This is a genomic window from Nostoc sp. UHCC 0251, assembly GCF_034932245.1.
Lineage (GTDB): Bacteria > Cyanobacteriota > Cyanobacteriia > Cyanobacteriales > Nostocaceae > Nostoc.
In genome coordinates this window covers 12,911-30,227 of record NZ_JAYGHD010000006.1, presented here as the reverse complement: position 1 = coordinate 30,227, position 17,317 = coordinate 12,911, and the positions used below count along the sequence as shown (strand labels likewise).

General features: G+C 38.0%; 11 protein-coding genes. 6 read left to right on the top strand and 5 right to left on the bottom strand.

Annotated features, from left to right (window positions below; all coding sequences use genetic code 11):
* The first annotated feature begins 276 nt into the window (after nucleotides 1–276).
* The 6 genes from fabI (at nucleotide 277) to VB740_RS01685 (ending at nucleotide 7,581) form a co-directional block, all read left to right on the top strand.
* A complete protein-coding gene (fabI, locus tag VB740_RS01710; RefSeq protein ID WP_323198365.1) occupies nucleotides 277–1,053 on the top strand; it encodes an enoyl-ACP reductase FabI in 777 nt (258 codons plus the stop codon).
* Nucleotides 1,054–1,146: 93 nt separating this feature from the next.
* On the top strand, nucleotides 1,147–1,788 hold the full coding sequence (gene hisB, locus VB740_RS01705) for an imidazoleglycerol-phosphate dehydratase HisB (protein WP_323198364.1): 642 nt from the start codon (nucleotides 1,147–1,149) through the stop codon (nucleotides 1,786–1,788).
* Nucleotides 1,785–2,048, top strand: coding sequence for a hypothetical protein (locus tag VB740_RS01700; protein ID WP_323198363.1), 264 nt, complete (start codon nucleotides 1,785–1,787; stop codon nucleotides 2,046–2,048). The genes hisB and VB740_RS01700 overlap by 4 nt, the downstream gene beginning before the upstream one ends.
* Before the next feature lie 42 nt (nucleotides 2,049–2,090).
* Nucleotides 2,091–3,074, top strand: a complete 984-nt coding sequence (locus VB740_RS01695) for an ABC transporter ATP-binding protein (RefSeq protein ID WP_323198362.1) — start codon at nucleotides 2,091–2,093, stop codon at nucleotides 3,072–3,074.
* Between the two features lie 602 nt (nucleotides 3,075–3,676).
* A complete protein-coding gene (locus VB740_RS01690) occupies nucleotides 3,677–5,146 on the top strand; it encodes an SLBB domain-containing protein (RefSeq protein ID WP_323198361.1) in 1,470 nt (489 codons plus the stop codon).
* Between the two features lie 1,031 nt (nucleotides 5,147–6,177).
* Nucleotides 6,178–7,581 (top strand): right-handed parallel beta-helix repeat-containing protein, encoded by a 1,404-nt coding sequence (locus tag VB740_RS01685; protein WP_323198360.1) that lies wholly within the window; start codon nucleotides 6,178–6,180, stop codon nucleotides 7,579–7,581.
* A 433-nt stretch (nucleotides 7,582–8,014) separates the two neighbouring features.
* Here VB740_RS01685 and VB740_RS01680 read toward each other — a convergent pair whose 3' ends face one another.
* The 5 genes from VB740_RS01680 to VB740_RS01660 all read right to left on the bottom strand — a co-directional run bounded on the left by VB740_RS01680 (nucleotide 8,015) and on the right by VB740_RS01660 (nucleotide 16,618).
* Nucleotides 8,015–10,243 carry a GumC family protein gene (locus VB740_RS01680; RefSeq protein ID WP_323198359.1) on the bottom strand — a complete coding sequence of 743 codons (2,229 nt, stop codon included), beginning with the start codon at nucleotides 10,241–10,243 and terminating at the stop codon, nucleotides 8,015–8,017.
* An 848-nt stretch (nucleotides 10,244–11,091) separates the two neighbouring features.
* Nucleotides 11,092–12,321: an O-antigen ligase family protein gene (locus VB740_RS01675; protein ID WP_323198358.1), complete on the bottom strand. Its 1,230-nt coding sequence runs from the start codon at nucleotides 12,319–12,321 to the stop codon at nucleotides 11,092–11,094.
* 139 nt (nucleotides 12,322–12,460) lie between these two features.
* Nucleotides 12,461–13,558 carry a glycosyltransferase family 4 protein gene (locus VB740_RS01670; RefSeq protein WP_323198357.1) on the bottom strand — a complete coding sequence of 366 codons (1,098 nt, stop codon included), beginning with the start codon at nucleotides 13,556–13,558 and terminating at the stop codon, nucleotides 12,461–12,463.
* A gap of 64 nt (nucleotides 13,559–13,622) precedes the next feature.
* On the bottom strand, nucleotides 13,623–15,056 hold the full coding sequence (locus VB740_RS01665) for an oligosaccharide flippase family protein (RefSeq protein WP_323198356.1): 1,434 nt from the start codon (nucleotides 15,054–15,056) through the stop codon (nucleotides 13,623–13,625).
* A gap of 119 nt (nucleotides 15,057–15,175) precedes the next feature.
* Nucleotides 15,176–16,618: a sugar transferase gene (locus VB740_RS01660; RefSeq protein ID WP_323198355.1), complete on the bottom strand. Its 1,443-nt coding sequence runs from the start codon at nucleotides 16,616–16,618 to the stop codon at nucleotides 15,176–15,178.
* Nucleotides 16,619–17,317: the final 699 nt, after the last annotated feature.

Below are 17,317 nucleotides of genomic sequence, written 5' to 3'. Positions count from 1 at the left end.
CAAACCAATCTCTTCATAACTCTTTGTTTATTATGATACATAATTGTTGATCCTTTCAGCTACTAATTGTTGATAAGTAGTTCCAATAGCTTTATTTAAAAGGTTTTTTAAAGAACAAATAAAGATATCTTGAGAAAATCTTTAGGAAAAATCAATAATTTTGTCTTAGCAAACACCCTTATCAATATTCATTTTTGCAAATCCTGTATAAAACAAAGACAAAAGGTGGCTCAGATTCTAGTATGCTCCTAATGATCGATCGCATTAACAATTTCTATGCTAAATCTGACTGGAAAAAATGCCCTTGTTACAGGTATTGCCAATAACCGCTCGATCGCCTGGGGCATCGCCCAACAGCTGCATAAAGCCGGAGCAAACCTGGGTATTACCTACCTACCGGATGAACGCGGCAAGATGGAGAAAAAAGTTGCGGAGTTGGTAGAACCCCTCAACCCCAGCTTATTTCTTCCCTGTAATGTCCAAAATGATGAACAGATTCAATCTACCTTTGACACAATCCGTAATCAGTGGGGAAAGCTAGACATCCTCATCCATTGTTTGGCCTTTGCCAGCAAAGACGATTTGAGTGGAGATTTTAGCGGGACTTCTCGTTCTGGCTTCAACACCGCCTTAGAAATTAGTACCTACTCGCTGGTGCAGTTAAGTGGTGCAGCTAAACCTTTGATGACTGAGGGAGGTAGTATCGTCACCCTCACATATTTAGGCGGTGTCAGAGCAATCCCTAACTATAATGTCATGGGAGTTGCCAAGGCGGGATTAGAAATGAGTGTGCGTTACCTAGCCGCTGAACTAGGGCCGCAAAATATCCGCGTGAATGCCATCTCCGCAGGCCCCATCCGTACTTTGGCATCTTCAGCGGTGGGTGGGATTTTGGATATGATTCATCATGTAGAAGAAGTAGCTCCCCTACGACGCACCGTCACTCAACTAGAAGTGGGTAACACTGCGGCTTTCTTGTGTAGTGATTTGTCCAGTGGTATTACCGGACAAATTCTATATGTAGATGCAGGATATGAAATCATGGGAATGTAAGATAATTTGGGGAGTGGGGAATAGGGAGTGGGGAGTAAGTGAAGAATTCTTCTTACCCATTCCCCATTCTCCATTCTCCATTCCCAATTCCCTATGCAAACAACCAATCGTCAAATTAATTCAAGCTACGACCAGTTAAATACAACCCCTCGGATTGCCACTGTTCACCGCACCACTGGTGAAACTGATGTGCAAGTTACGATCAACTTAGATGGTAGAGGAACTTGCACAGCAGCAACAGGTGTTCCGTTTTTAGATCACATGTTGCATCAAATTGCCTCCCACGGGCTGATTGATATAAATGTCCAAGCCAAGGGAGACTGGGAAATTGATGACCATCACACCAACGAAGATGTAGGTATTACCTTAGGGCAAGCTTTTAACCAAGCACTAGGAGACAGAAAAGGGATTGTCCGCTTTGGTAATTTTCTTGCGCCACTGGATGAAGCCTTAGTTCAGGTAGCGTTAGACTTTTCTGGACGTCCTCACCTCAGCTACGGCTTGCAAATCCCTACCCAGCGTGTAGGAACCTATGACACCCAACTAGTACGCGAATTTTTTGTGGCAATCGTGAACCATAGCCAAATGACACTTCACATTCGGCAATTGGATGGCATTAATTCCCATCACATTATTGAAGCAACATTTAAAGCCTTTGCAAGAGCAACACGGCTGGCGGTGGAAATTGACCCTCGTCGTGCTGGTCTAATTCCCAGTTCTAAAGGCGTTCTATGAAAGGAGTCAAATTGGATATTGGGCATTGGGCATGGGGCATTGGGCATTGGGCATTGGCAAGAAGACTTAGGGACAAGGAGAATTGGGGACAAGGGGAAAGATTTGTTGCAAGTCCCCTTGTCTCTTTATTCCCCATTCCCCATTCCCCATTCCCCATTCCCCATTCCCCATTCCCCAGTCCCCAGTCCCCAATTCCCATTCCCCATTCCCCGATAATTGACACACTGCTCAGTGATGGTTATTATCAGCCTACTGGGTAACTTGTAATTAATACCAAGCTGGTAATTAGTAATTGAACCGAGATGAAGTCTGTTGCAGATGACCCTGATTCTCAACTTAATACGACTGACACTGCGCCAGTAGTCCTGACTTCTGAGTTACGAAAAGTCTATCGCACTGGTTTTTGGCTAAATCAAAAAGTCGTATCTCTCAAAAACTGTTCTTTAACAGTTTATAAAGGCGAAACCTTTGGGTTGTTGGGGCCAAACGGTGCTGGGAAAACCACCCTGTTAAAATTATTGCTGGGAATTATTCGTCCTAGCTCTGGACGAGGATTATTATTGGGTGAGCCACTAGGCGATCGCACTATCAAGCAACATATTGGTTATCTGCCGGAAAATCCCTATTTATATGACTATCTCACTGGCTGGGAATTTTTGCAGCTAGCCGCTGGGCTATTCCAAATTCCCAAAAGTACACAACGCCAACGCATTCCCCAACTGCTGGAATTAGTGGGTCTATCCCAAGCTGATGCCCGCAAAAAGCTGCTGCGTCGCTATTCTAAAGGAATGCTACAGCGTGTCGGTATGGCACAGGCACTAATTAACGAGCCAGATTTGGTTTTTCTGGATGAACCGATGTCTGGTCTTGACCCAGTGGGACGCTACCAAATGCGGGAAATTATTTTGGCACTAAAAGCCGCCGGAAAAACGATTTTTTTTAACAGCCACGTTCTTAGTGAAGTAGAACAGATTTGCGATCGCATTGCTATCCTCGCTCAAGGTGAATTAATTTGCTCTGGTTCCCTGAATGAACTCTTAGGTAAAAACGACACATATCATGTAAAAGGTCAAGGTGGTGACTGGGAAATTCTCAAAAAATGGATACCCACTCTCAGATTTGAACCTGATGGTTCCTGGCAGGGCACACTACAAGACGATTACTATGATTTTCTCGCTAGTCTTCGTCTCATGGAGGGTAAAATTATTGCCATGAACTTGTCGCGTTACTCCCTAGAAGAGTTTTTTATTCAACAAATTGAACAGAAAAATAACTCGCTTAATTAATCTTGTTGCCAAATAGGAAGTTTTGGGTAGGCTTGAGAAACTAAACCCATAATTTATGGCTTTTTGAGTTTATCTTTCTCAAACCAAGCTACAAAAAATCAAATTCCAATCTCTTTTTAGGGTTATTTGTATTTATTTAATGAAATTGTTCAGAATTTGGTTAGTTCAAGCAGATTTAAATTCACGGTTTAAATGTCGTAAAATTGACTTTGGCAAGAAAATTTTATTCGTAAGTACTTTATTGGTTAACAATAATTTCTTGTATAAACTGTGTTTATTTGCATAATACCAATTCTGTATGAAGATGCACATAATCAGTCCCCCCTTGTGAAGGGGGGACGGCGTAGCCGGGGGGTAAATATATGCAGCTTCACAAAGAAACGGTATAAGTCCTAATATTTTTTGATAACTCTTATATTCAAGTTGGGTGAACTTTAGATTAACTTCACTAAAAATTCAAATTCAATAGATAAATTTACTCCGGAAAATGACACTTTTCGAGGAAAATAAGAGTGTCGGGGAACTTGAATACTTAGGTATAGTCAAAATAAAAATGTTAAGACAGTACTTTATTGATCGTAGTTTCAGAGTCTCAGGTAAATATGCTTAACACAACTTTGTTTAAATTCCTAACTCAGCCAGTTGTGGGTGTGGCTTTGTTAACTGCTGTCAATGCCGTTGTGCCATCTGTCAGTCTAGCTCAGGGACAACCACTACCACCAACAACACAAACACCAAGTACACAAACACAATTAGATACTAATTATTCATTAGGAGGCGGCGATCGCATCCGTGTAAATGTATTTGAAGTACCTGAATATACAGGCGAATATCAAATTCCCCCAGGTGGAGCAATCAACTTACCTTTAATTGGCAGTGTGTCAGTCCTCGGTCTAACAACTGAACAGGCTGCTGACGAAATTGCCAGAAGATATGCTCGCTTCCTCAAACGTCCTTTAATATCAGTCAATTTGTTATCGCCTCGTCCGATAAATGTTTCCGTTGCTGGAGAGGTAACACGTCCAGGAGCTTATACCCTGAACTTGAGCGGAGGCGCGGGAGACAATCCAGGCGTACAATATCCCACTGTACTAGCCGCATTGACAACAGCGCAGGGTGTAACCCTGGCTGCGGATGTTACTCAAGTTCAATTACGGCGTAAAGTAGGACGCTCCTCAGAGCAAACCGTCACCGTCAATTTGAAGGAATTCATCCAAACAGGCAGGTTATCACAGGATATTACCTTGCGAGATGGAGATACCATCGTTGTGCCAACAGCAACCACCTTCAACGTGGCAGAATCTCGCAATATATTTGCATCCAACTTTGCCGCCAGCCAAACCACACCTCGCACGGTAACAATTATTGGTGAAGTTAACCGTCCCGGTTCGTATCTTGTCACCCCAGCCAGCACAGATGCACAGGGGGGCGCAGCCGCTAACAGTGGTACTACCACTCCCAATGGTTTACCAAATGTGACACGAGTTATTCAACTGGCTGGGGGAGTTACAGCACAGGCTGATGTTCGTAATCTCAAGCTACGCCGACCTACAAGAACTGGCTCAGAACAAGCTATAGATATCAATCTTTGGCAATTATTGCAGAGTGGTGATGCCAATCAAGACATTATTGTGCAAGACGGAGATACGATTGTTATTCCGACGGCAACTGAAATCAACCCCGCAGAAGCCACTCAATTAGCTACCACTACTTTATCTCCTGCACGCATTCAAGTTGGTGTGGTAGGCGAAGTTAAAAAGCCAGGGTTAACAGACGTTCAGCCGAATAGCTCTTTAAATCAAGCTATACTCGCTGCTGGAGGCTTTAATGATGCGAGAGCTAGTAGTAGTGCTGTTGATTTGATTCGCCTCAACCCTAATGGTTCTGTCACGAAACGTATAGTAAAAGTGGATTTCTCCGCTGGGATTAATGAGCAAACTAATCCTATACTCCGTAATAATGATGTTGTGGTAGTTAACCGATCTGGTATAGCTAAAACTGGCGATACCACAAACACTATAACTGGACCTTTGGGTGTTATTTTTAATATTCTGAGGTTGTTCGGAATCTAGTTTAAAAGACGGGTGTAAATAGGGGACGTTGCTTAACCCTCTTCGTCCCCAAAATTGCATTATGTATAGATCAAGGCTTAATAGTTAAGAGTTAACATAGCTTATTTAATCATTTGTGAGAGATAAAAATTCGTTTTATTGCGATTGCTATAAAAAAACAACTATAGGCTCATAATTGCAGCATGAAATTAGCTGTTGTACTGCCTTTTGAGGGCAAGAATAAATGGATGCGTTTAAATATGATGTGTAGAGCCGTACTCTCGCAGAGAAGTAAGCTATGCAATCTCTTATTCCAAAAAGATTAGTAGGCTAAAATACCCTTCATTATACTACTACGGACAAGCAAGTTACGCACTGGCTCGATACAGGATAAGACAAGATTAGGTAAAGAACTGGCTTGTCTTTAGCGATCGCTTCCTCGAAAATCTTATTTTCTATCCCATTGTAGGAAACTTTTAAGTAGTATTACTCATTGACAAATACTATACACCTAAAGATTTTACTGAAAATTCTTAATCTATGATTGATAGGCTTTTCCAAACTTTGCTTTAGTTACTCTCATTTTGATGAGAATGAGAATACTTTAAAATGCAAGCCTATAATTTATCGGCTTTATCTTACTTATAGTTATTTTATGATTCTCATTATTATAAGAATTATTTAAGTAAATTAACTAATTGATAACAGATCTACTATCTTAACCACAGATCCCGCGTATACACAGTACAATGATGTCGAATTGGAAATGACGCCATTTGTACAGTTGCTTGGTGTCCATTAATGGAGTAAGTCTGGATACTGAATCATTTTCCTTCAGTACTTTTACTATATAGATGCTATTTTTTGGAAGACGAGCTAATAAGGCTTTTCAGCCATATTTACGTGAAAATTCTCAGGTTGGAACCTGATAAACGGTGTATAAACTTACAAATGGCAGTTACACAACCGTATCCAATACTGAGTAACTGACTAAGGCTAGAGCTACTGACCGTTGACGAATCAGTTTTTGCAACATACCCTATTTTTTCCCTATGATGATTCATGGTTTAGGTTTTCTCAGTTTGAGCGCATCTCTTGTACTTCCCTGGGCATTAACAGGTCTGGTTCAAGGACAGAAAATAACAGAATCTTTAGTTAAAGATGTTCGTCAGTCATTCACTGAGCAAGAAATTCCACTACCAAGCCGCAAGCTGATCAGCAAGGTTCCAACTGCGACAACATATTATGTTAGTGGTGAAGGAAACGATAGAAATAGCGGACGTACTACTTCATCCGCCTTTAGGACAATTCAAAGGGCAGCAGACCTAACTAACCCTGGGGACACGGTACTCATCATGAACGGGGTATACAAGAATGCACACCCAACTGGATCGGTAGTAGATATTAAACGCTCTGGAAGGTCAAATGCATGGATTACGTATAAAGCATATCCTGGACATCGGCCGAAACTTAAGCACAATGGATGGCATGGAATTCAGATTTACAATGGAGCATCATATGTTGAGGTAAACGGGCTGGAGGTTGAAGGTAACAATGACAATATCAGCTATGGTTATGCGCGGAGTCAGAGGTATAACACATCAAACCCACTAACCAATGGAAATTGCATCAGCATAGATGGATCAAAAAATCGTCGTCCCCACCATATACGTATTCTCAACAACAAAGTACATGGTTGTGGAGGTGTAGGCATTGTAGCCATTGAATCAGATTATCTAACAATAGATAATAACGAGGTGTTCAATAATGCTTGGTACGCAGTTTACGGCTGTAGTGGCATTTCGCTGCTCAACAATTGGAATTCTGACAACAGCCAAAACTACAAGATATTTGTGACCAGAAACAAGGTTTACAACAATCGAATGCTCATTCCCTGGATTACTACTGGCAAGATCCAAGACGGTAATGGCATTATTATTGATCGTGGCATGAATAAGCAAAAGGGATCAAGAATAAGTGCGTATCGAGGACGTACTTTGATTGCTAGTAACATCACATATAAAAATGGTGGTGGCGGAATTCACGTATTCCAAAGTGAGAATATCGATATTGTCCACAACACTAGTTATATGAATAACCAGAGTCCGGAAATTTCATACGGGCAAATTTCGGTCAATAGTTCAAATAATATCAACGTTCTCAATAACATCCTTTATTCTGAGCGTGGGAAACCGATAAATATGAACGCCCGTGGTAAAAACGTCAGGTTTGACTACAACATCAACGCCAATAGTTCCTCGATAATTGCTTCCGGACCTCATGATATGATTGCAGATCCACAGTTTATGAATGCCTCGTATGGGGATTTTAGACTGAAGTCGACGAGTCCGGCAATTAATAGTGGTATGAAGTTCAATAGTGTAACAACCGATTTTGAAGGCGACTCTCGCATAAAGGGTTCAGGAGCCGATAGAGGGGCATACGAAATTCGGTAGTGTAGTGTGGTAGAGTTAGTAGTTAAAAGTATGGAATTGGGTTGTATTGCAAAATGCTGATTGATACAGTATTTATGTTTACAACCCGTTTTTATCACTCACTGTTGGCTCATTTATTAGGAACTCAGAAAAAATGTATTGTATTAAGAAATAATCAGGATTTCAGCGTTTGCGAAAATAGGTAATACCTAACATCAGGCTACGATAATTTATGGGTAATTGCGTGCTAAACATAGCTGTTGCTTTAACGGCAATGATTTTTTTGTATATTCAATCCCTAGTCAAAACTAGACTCCTGATTTTTCCTAACTCTAAGAAAAATAAAATGGGCGAACTGTAAGTTTTAACCTACATTCCCCATATCAAATTATCACATGAATCAGGATAATGGTTTATTAATATGTCTTGGAGTATTTCCTAACCTTTAAAGGTTTTATTTTTTTGCAAGTCCTTGAAACTCTTTTGTTAACTTTGGTGGTTTAAAATATTCATGATCGTGGTACAAATAACTACTAGATTCATTTTTATCAATGATTCCATTCACCACCAAGCCTAGTACGTTGTAATTAGATCTTTCTAACATCTCTTGAGCAGCGTTAGCACTGTTAGAATCAATTACCCCAGGTCGAGCTACTAACAAAATACCATCAGTCATTTGGCTTAAAGTCAAAGCATCGGCTGCCAAAAGGAGGGGAGGAGCATCAATAATTACAAAATCATAGTTCTCTTGAGATGAGAAATTTTCAATTAATGATGCCATCCGTTTTGAGTCAAGCAAAGCAAGGGGGTTGGGAGGTCTAACCCCAGCAGTTAAGACATCAAGATTATCCATTACCTTAGAGACAGTAACGTCAAATTCAGCCTGACCTACAAGAACCTCACTCAAACCAACTGCATTAGTTAGATCCCAAAGATGATGCTGAGAAGGAACTCGCATATCTGCATCAATTAATAAAACTTTACGCCCTAGTTGAGCGATCGCTGCTGCCAAATTGGCTGAAACTGTAGACTTGCCTTCTTTAGGAACTGCGCTAGTTACCACAATAGTTTTCAGCACCTTATCTGAACTTAAAAATTTCAGATTAGCTTGAATCATTCGGTAGATTTCGCTAGTTAAAGAGTAAGGCGTATCTCTAACAGCAATTTTTGGAGTTATTGATTCTCCGTTTGAATCACGGGAGCGAACCTTTTTAACTGACAAAGGAACGATTCCCAGCAACGTATATCTAAATACATCCCTGATTTCCTTAAGTGTATTCAGAGATCTATCTCTCATGCCTAGCAAGAGAACAGTTGTAGTGGCCAAAAATAAACCGAACATCACTCCTAGCAGCAAAACAATAACTTTTTTGCCTGCTACTGGATCTTTGGGCACTAAAGCCTGAGCGATAATCCGCGAACTGGCTGTATTTGTATTCTCAACTAACTGTAATTCTTGAACCTTTTTCAAAAGAGTTTGATACGTCGATTCTGCAACTTCAACTTTCCGTTCTAACTCCCTTTGATTTTGTGCTAACTGGGGTATAATCTTCACTCGCTGCTCGTAGGTAGCACGGGAATTATATAGAGAGGAGAGTCTTTTAGCTAAACCAAAGCGCTGTACTTCTGACTGCAGAAAATTTTGGATCAGGTTTTGTCTGAGTTCTCCAATCTGCAATAGGCTCTGCGGAATTTGTGTTTGATTACCAACAGTCTGACCAACTTGCTGTTGCAGGAGTGATTTTAAGCTAGCTTTCTTTGCTTCTAAGTTAATGATTACGGGGTTGTCATCTAAGAAACGGCTACGCTCAATCGCTAACTGTCGGTCGGTTTCTTGAAGTTGTGTAAGAACTCCCTGGACTGCTGGCGACTGACTGAGGGCACTCACAGCGATCGCTTCTTGAGAATTTAGCTCTACTTTCTGTCGCAGTTCATTGGTTTGGGCGTTTACCTCATCCAGTTGAGCCTTAACAGTATTCATCTCATTGTCTAGATTTCCAATAGTTGCAACGGCTGACCTTGTCTCCTCTGATAAATCTGCAATCTGATGCTTTTGTTTAAATATACGTAGTGCTACTTCCGCATTATTAACAGCCTCTTGAGTTTTAGGAAGCTGCTTGGCCATAAATTGACGAGTTTCTGCTGCCTCAGAGCGATTTGTCAGAATGTCATTTTCTAAATAGAGACTCATGATTGTGTTCACCACAGCCGCCGATTTTTCGGGGTCAGGGCTGGTATAGCTAATTCGCAATACATCTGTGCCGCCAACAATTTTTAGGATCAGAGATTTTCGTAGTTTCTCTACTTCCAGAGGTTTACCTTCTTCGTCTTTAAGTCTTAGTTTATCTATTGTTCGCTGCAATAGAATAGGTGAAGAAATAACTTCTATTTGAGTATTTATAGGATTTTGAGTCGCTAGCAGGGATTTTAAATCTCCTGGATCTCCTCCTTCATTGTTATTAGGTAAAAGATTAGATCCTGCTACTTTAAAAGAAGGAATTCTAAATAACAGTTTTCCTTCGGCTTCATAGGATGGCTTCATAAATTGTGTAGCTATAGCACTGAGCATAACTGTAGCTGCAAATATTGCAGTAGCAGGTAGCCACCATCGTTTTAATATCAATAAGTAACGACTCAGGTCTAAATCGATAGATTCTCTAGATTCCATAGATTTTTCTGGCATAAATCTTCAAAAGTACAGGTTTTAAGCAAGAAACTAAAAATTGACTTAGAGAACGCACAAACCACTGCAATTTACAAGACTGAAACGATTTGACAATATCACAATAGTATAAACTATCTAAGGTACAAATTTAGTCACCATCCCAAATTTAAAGTAACTACTAGCTTTGCCAAGTTTGATCATAAGCCTTTAACAGTTTCGGAGCTTGATATTAACACTTAAGTATCTTCTCCATACTGTGTAGTCCCTCAACTCCTATTTAAAAAATAATCAATTCTCTTTGGTTCACCCATAATACCCATGTACCTTAATTATGAATTAGTTACTTACTCTACTGTAATTGGGATTTATGTGCATTCGGCAAAAACGGGAAAGTCGAGCACATTAAAAACTATAGAGGAAAAACACTTGTTGTCACCTTAGATCCTAGATAAAGCTTCAAAGCCTCATTTTATAATTAAAAAGTTCAAGAAAAGTTTTTCCTAATAATAATTACCACCCTGCTCAATACTTGTCAGGTTTTGGAGAAAAGGGGTATAGGAAAGGAAAAATAAAAAACCTTTAATCCAAAACCAGTAAACTTTTCCCTAAATCAAATTGCAGTTTAAAATCCGAAAATCGATTACTATTGCCACCCTGTTGGAGTATAGCTATAACTTAATATGATAATCTTGAGACTATTAATTCGACATATTAGCTCTAATTTATCAACACTTTGTCTATCTTTGGGTCTATTTTTGATTGATTTATCAAGGAAAAAATCACAACTTTAGATTTGATTGCTTTTACGATATTTAAAATTTTGCCTAGCCTTCTCCTGAAATTGCGTAAGCCTATGGATTTTATTTTTACGAATTGGAATTTGCGCGTGTAGAAAGTTTACTTGATAATATTGCTGATACATAAAGTATCCATTCCAAACTATTTTGCTCTAGTAAGGTAGTTTCAGTTAAATTTGAAAAAATCATATAGGTAAAATAAATTAAAAGCCATAAATTTTCAGATGTTTGATTCCATCGCATTAAATATAGCGCTCTTAATAAATTAATAACGAACCCAATTAAAAAAACCAAAACTCCTAGTAGACCCAAGGCTAGCCAGAGATCCAAAAAACCATTGTGAGCATTAGGAGCATTCCATTGTACGGTTTGTATAACAATAGAAGACTCAACACTATCATCCCAAAATGCTCCATAGCCATATCCTAGCCACGGTTTTTTTGCAATCATCTCCAACACAGCAGGCCATAATTCTGAACGTCCAGTGAGTGTTGTGTCCTTGCCTACTGAGCCTAGAATTTGATCAGATTGTGAGACAAACCAAGTATAAAAAGCTATGCCAACTGTTGATAGCAACGTTACAACAGGTATCATTACTTTATACTTTAAATTTAAAATTCGAGAATATATAAGATAACTACCTGTAATGATTAAAAAATTCACTACAGATGTTGCTGATTGTGAAAATAATATAAGTAACCCAGAAGTAATATAGCCAAGCCATGAAACCCAGCGATTTTCTCGATTAGTCATGGCAAGAAATAAAAATATTGCTCCACCAAGTACAAATCTTTTGCCAAGAATGTTTTTCTGTGCGTATATGCCTCGCCAAGCACCTATGTGAATACTGCTTACAATACCGTACTTTGGTACTAATAGAACAAACAATAAACACATTATTGCTGAGATACCAAACATGTATGCATATATCTTTAGCTGTTGTTTCAAGGTGTAGCGTGAAGCTAAATAAAGCCCAAAGAGCATTGTTCCTGTTAGACCTACAACACGGCGTATAGTAGTATCTGGATCTAAAGACCAAAAACTAGAAAATGCACAAACCCCGAGCAATATCCAAATAAATTTATCTCTGCTAAAGACATAAGTAACCTTCTTCCAACGTAGAGTAATTAAGGAAAGGCTAATTATATATGTAAAAGTATAAAGCAATCGAAATATAGTTCTATCACCCTCTTTTACAGTAAAGCCATCCGTTAGAAAAGCGTCTAGCGGGGTTCCTGAGTAGAGCATCAAGCAAGTGACTGCAAGTATTTGTTCGGCAGAAATTAAAAATTTCCTCATTTTTTATTACATGTAACATCATGTATACATATAGAAAATAGATTAAGCAAGTCAGAAATTTGCGGTTTGTAGTATTAGTCGATGTTGAGAAATACTTTGTTTCTTAAATTTCTAATTAAAAGTAATGAGTATATTACTACTAATGCCTCGTTTTTATGGCTTCTTGATAAACTTCCACAGTTTGAGCGGCAATATTGAACCAATTTAAATCTTGTTGACAACGAGCTAGTGCCGCAGTTTGCATCCGCTGTTGCAAGCTGCGATCGGTTAATAAACAAGTTATGGCATCAGCTAGGGATCGAACATCACAGGGGGGAACTAACAACCCATCTTTTTGATGCTGAACTATCTCAGTCAATCCCCCTACTTCAGAGGCTACAACCAGTGTTCCCATTCCATAAGATAAGGCTGCCACACCACTTTGAGAAGCTTCTATGTATGGCAGAACTGTAACTGTGCTGCGTTGAAATAGATTACTTACTTCTTTAAGGGGTATAAAGTCATTGATAATCTCGTAGCTTTTATCATCATAGCCATTAGGGAAATATTGTTTTATGTTTTCTCCCCGTCCAGCAATAATCAGCTTCACATCAGGTACACGTTCAGCAATTAAAGGCATAGCTTCGAGCAAATATTTTAATCCTTTATAGGGCAGGATGCGTCCAAAAAATAGCAATGTATTTGGATCACGAGGCTGACTATTGTGATTATTCCGACGCTGATACAAACTACCAAGTTCTCCATGCGGTATAACATTGACTCGCTCTTGAGGTAAACTAAATTGTTCAATTAGAATCTTTTTTAGTTGATGAGCATGGACAATCAATTGTTGAGAACGGTAGAAGGCAAGACGCTTGGTATACTCTGAACCAAATACAGCCATATTATCCCCTGGGTGACGGAATATATCATGGATAGTTGTCACCAATGGCGGCATCTTGTTGAGTAACAAAGTCCAATCGTACCAAGGATCGTTAGTTTCTTGAACATGTAAAACGTCTGGCTGTATATCTTTGATGATCTGCATCATACTGCCCATAGCCAATAGGTTGCGTGGATCGCGAATTCGTGGCTTTTTAAAGCTAATGACGCGGATGTTAGAATCAAGAACATTGATACAAGCATCTGAGACTTTTTCCGGATGAATTAGCGTTAAATCAACATATTTAACTAGACTGTTTGCTAATTCGATAGTGTAGTCTTCAAAGGCAAAATGTAATAACGCAACTTTAATCATAATTAAGATTATATATTTAACAAAGGTGGATGCTTTACTAAGGAATTTTATTTATATTAAACAATTAGTGATCTCTTAATAGTTTTATCCATAAAAAGCGAAGCCCGCCAAAGGTATGAATAGCTAGAAAAATCACAAATAGAAGATAGGCACAAGTCGTAATAAGTAGAGTGAATATAAAGTTCAAGCTAATTTTAGCTAATAATATAAATACAGGTAGCATTAAAATGCTTATTACTAACGGTCGACGCATAATTCGCCATAAATCTAATGTAAATAGGCGAGTATAGGTGAAATAAATAAACTGGCTAAAGCTAAGAATAGTCATTAATAATGCCATTAAAGCTGCACCTAGTAACTGGTATTGAGAAACTAATGCCACACCTCCCAAGCTCCCTAACGAAGTTGTAATAACCACTTCACGCAGATTAACTCTCTCAAAACCATTCGCTACAAGTAGAAAGGAGAGTGAACGGGTAAAAGGCAGAAAAAAAAGTGATATAGCAATTAAACAAAGGGCTAGGTTTGCTTGAGCAAAACTAGAATCATAGATAAAAATTAGTAGATCTTTACCAAAAAACAACAGCCCAATAAATAAGGGTAATGCCATAATTAGGAGAATTTCAATACTATTTTCCGTGATCTGCCTCTGCTTTTCCCGTCCTTGATCTACTACTTTGGAAAGCCTGGGAAATATTGCTACAGTTATACTGTTGGCAATAATCAAAAATGGTTGTAGGAGTTGTACTATTGCACCGAAAAGGCCCACTAAAAACTCATTACCTAACAATGAAAGAATCAAGATTTCAATTCTACTACTAACTACAGCTATTGCTTCAATAGCAAAAAATGTCCGTGCATTTTTAATTGTATTCCATACAAATTCTTTATCAATCTGCCATTGTATTTTGACGAACTGTGTGATCAAAATCCATTCAATTACGAGAATTAATGTTTCCGACAAAAATAGTATCGTTCCCAGATATTCAATTCCATACTTCAGTTGCATCGCCCAGATCATTATTATTAGGCGTAGTGCATAGACTGGGACTGTAGCAATGGCAATCAAATGCATCTTTTCTTTAGCTTGGAAAATTGCCTCTGTTACGTTGGAAAGGGCAAAGGGAATGATAGTTAAGCCCATTATGTAGCAAAGAGTCGAGGTTTTGGAACTATAGGGAAGTAAAAATACTACAATCACTAACGCCCCATAACTGAGCAAACTAAATATTAACTGTAGCAAAGTACCACTCATCAAATAAACTGATGTTTTTTGTGGTTCACGGGTTAGTTCTCTTGTAAATAGTGTCTTTAGTCCCTGTGAAGCAATGCCCACAAAGATAAAGTAGTAGCTATAGGCTAGTAGATACTGGCCTATAGCTTCAGCTCCTAAATTACGAGCAATAGCAGCGGTTAGTACAAAAGCTGTAATGCTTTGGGCTAACCGATTGGCTATCATTGAGAGAGAATTAGTTATGAATTTATACTTTTCTACCATTCTTAAATTTTAATTCACCTTAATTCGCTCATTTTGAATCGCCAATACATATATGTCTCATAACTTAATTATTGCTATCCTCAATAATTTTTTGATTTACTTTGAGTTTTTTTCTAACCTTAGTAGGCACCTTCTTTTTTCAAAACTACCATAACTGTTTTGAGAAGAATTTCAAAGTCTAATCCAAGCGACCAATTTTCAATGTAGTTAAGATCAAGATTTATCACTTGTTCAAAATCTAAAATATCTGAGCGGCCTGAAACTTGCCAAAGACCTGTAATACCGGGTAAGACCTCATGCCGAATAAAATGATGTTCAGAAAACTTATCTACATCTCTAATAGGTAAAGGGCGAGGTCCTACTATACTCATTTCTCCAAGGATAACGTTAAAAAGTTGAGGTAATTCGTCTAAGCTGTAACGTCGAAGAAATTTTCCAACACGGGTAATCCGAGGATCATCTTTAATTTTGAAGATAATCCCATCTTTGGTTTCATTTAAAGCTTCCAGTTCTTTCTGTAATTTTTCTGCATCAGACCTCATAGTTCTGAATTTCCATACTTTAAACTGTTGCCCATGTAAACCTATCCGGGTTTGTCTGTAAAATACTGTGCCGGGAGAGTCCAGTTTGATGGCTATAGCTATAGCTATATAAATAGGAAATGATAACATTACAAATAAAGTCGCGAAGCAAAAATCACAAGTGCGCTTTATCCAAAAATCTTTACCTGTAATTATTGGACAATCTAAACTTAGACAAGGCATTCCCCCTATTTTATTAAATTCTACGTTTTTATAAATTGGTTTTAATTCCATAGGTAGAATATGGACTTGGATGCCAGATGCTTGAAATAGCCAGCATAAAAACATTCTATTTTTTAGAGCATCCCAAGATATAAAAACTTCTGTTACACCTAATTCATTAAGTTCATTCAATGTTTGTTGACGTTTATATCTATCTAATGAATTAGCATTAGCCGTTCCAGAGACAATATAATGCTTTTCTTTTTTTATAAAGCTAGCTATCTGATCATGATCTTGAGGATCACAAATGATGAATACAGAAGAACGAACTATTTTTTTCTGCTTACGCAAATATTCTAGAGTAAAATTTATAGCGTATCTACCAGTACAGATAAATAAAATACTTAACAACCAAGATAATAATATTAATCTTGGACGTGTAATATCAATAACTGGTTTATATAAAAAACAAACTAGGAGTATTAATCCATGAGCAAAAGTTAGCGATTTTATAATATTGAGATAGTCATAGCGTTTTTGACCTTCTCGATAAATACCATCGACAGCTAATGATCCTATTTGAATCCCAATAGTTATTAAAATCGGCAAATAATGACTCGATATATACGAAGCAAAATGCCCATAGTAAGATTGATATCCGGCTAAAACCCAACTAAAGCACAAAAGAGTATAGTCTACTAAAAACAATGTTGTTAATCTTAACCACCACGAACCTTTGCGTACGCTGACAGATGCAGATGCACGTAAATCTAAAGGCACTTCACTGAATTTATTTGTTGTAATGCTTTGATTACTCATAGTTAGGAACACTTGGTGTAGTTAAAATTTGATGGAAACTTACTATTAAAACAAGTGGGGGATCTCACATTTTCTTTCAAAGAAACCTTAGCGTTTGTAGCCTACTATTAATCATTGTCTTCGCACTAACTTTAAATTCTTGCTCAAAATCAAATCATCTTCCAGAGACATTTTGAATGCTGTTACTACCCAGATACTTAGCTTTCGTTCCAGGGTAGAATCAATTTCAGGCTGGAAATTTTGAGCTTTGATGCCAAAAAAGTTTTGTTGGTAAGTTAACTTATATAGTTTAATAAAACCCCTGACGTAAATAAAGTAAGTCAGGTAAAAGATATTAAGATTTTTAAGGTGCGTAAGAGTTGAACTGATTTACTACAGTCTGATTGGAGAGTTCCACTTTTATTTAGACAATGTATACCCTCGGAAGTTACTGTAGCATATTTAGCTAGATTAATTCAGCTTTGCTTAAAAGTTTTTTGTTTTTTTACGCATAATTACTGATTAACAAAACTTACACACACAAGGTACAACAAAATGCATCAAAAGTTTGATAATCGTTACAAAAATTTACATAACGCAATATACAAGTTGAAATTGAGTGAGTTTTATAGGCATTTCTAAAAAATTGGTAATAAATTAATATTAATAATATTTAATATTTGGAAGTCTTATCATATCTGCATTATAGGCATTTTACCT